The following is a 1344-nucleotide window of genomic DNA, read 5'->3' on the forward strand; positions in this document are numbered from 1 at the left end:
GGGATTCCGGGATTCCCTTGTTACACCAACGTTTGTAGCGGTTTTTCATATGGGATTTTCTCTTATTCCCACCGGGATCCGTAATAAATGATAAATCAAATATATATTATCCCAATGATGTATATGAATTACATCATTATCACACTATCTAGGAGGCAATGATATGAAAACAACCACTCAAGAACTCAAACAATATATAACTCGTCTATTCCAACTATCTAACAATGAAACATGGGATTGTGAAGCATTAGAGGAAGCAGCAGAAAATATACTACCTACTCATTTTGTAGACCATACCCCACTTGCACATCTTACACTTGAAACTTATACCTACTATAATGATGAGCTACATGAGCTAAGTATCTATCCATTTCTTATGTACGCTAATAATCAACTCATCAGTATTGGTTATCTAGATCATTTTGATATGGACTTTCTGTACCTCACAGATACTAAAAATACGATTATCGATGAACGTCATCTATTACAAAAAGGAAGGGAATGACCATGAATAATTGGATCAAAGTGGCACAAATATCGGTTACAGTCATTAACGAAATAATTGACATCATGAAAGAAAAGCAAAATGGAGGAAAATAGTATGAAAATCAATCGATACATCACAAGAGGCATTAGTGAACACCTATCTCTAGACCTTCAAATCTTACTTTGGAACATGGTAAAAGAACGGGACAATCAACCTCATACAGATACACATTTTTAGACTGCAAGAAGATGATAATATACTCTCAGTCACACATGAGCAAGAACAACCCGCATACAAATTGGAATATCACTATACAAACTATGAAAAAAATCAAAACGCATTACCTAAGAAAGTCTACGTCATTCGTGAAGATGATGTAGACGTTTTTTATTATGTGATGCTTTTGCCAGAAGAATACTAAAAAGGAGTAACAAATATGAATACAATCAAAAGTACCATACGCACAGAAGCGATTTTTAGCGATGATGAACAACACCGCTACTTACTCAAGAAAACTTGGGATGAAAAGAAATCTGCATGTACAGTGATAACGATGTACCCTCATTTAGATGGTGTGTTATCACTCGACCTTACTACTGTTCTCATTCTCAATCAGTTAGCCAATTCCGAGCAATACGGTGCTGTATATCTTGTGAATCTATTCTCTAATATCAAAACACCCGCAAATCTTAAACATATCAAAGAGTCATACGATGAGCACACAAATATTCATTTAATGAAAGCGATAAGTGAAAGTGACACAGTGATTCTTGCTTATGGTGCTTATGCGAAGCGACCTGTTGTCGTCGAACGTGTCGAACAGGTGATGGAAATGTTAAAACCTCATAAAAAGAAAG

1 protein-coding gene and 2 pseudogenes are annotated in these 1344 nt (G+C 35.4%); all 3 read left to right on the forward strand.

Going from position 1 to position 1344, the window contains the following annotated elements:
- Nucleotides 1–163: 163 nt before the first annotated feature.
- A pseudogene (locus HMPREF3134_RS08765) lies at nt 164–515 on the forward strand (SAUGI family uracil-DNA glycosylase inhibitor).
- 86 nt (nt 516–601) lie between these two features.
- Nucleotides 602–908, forward strand: a pseudogene (locus HMPREF3134_RS08770) (DUF960 family protein).
- A gap of 15 nt (nt 909–923) precedes the next feature.
- A partial coding sequence (locus HMPREF3134_RS08775; RefSeq protein WP_070442245.1) for a DUF1643 domain-containing protein occupies nt 924–1344 on the forward strand: 421 nt, incomplete at its 3' end.

This window comes from Staphylococcus sp. HMSC14D10, assembly GCF_001808125.1.
GTDB lineage: Bacteria > Bacillota > Bacilli > Staphylococcales > Staphylococcaceae > Staphylococcus > Staphylococcus haemolyticus.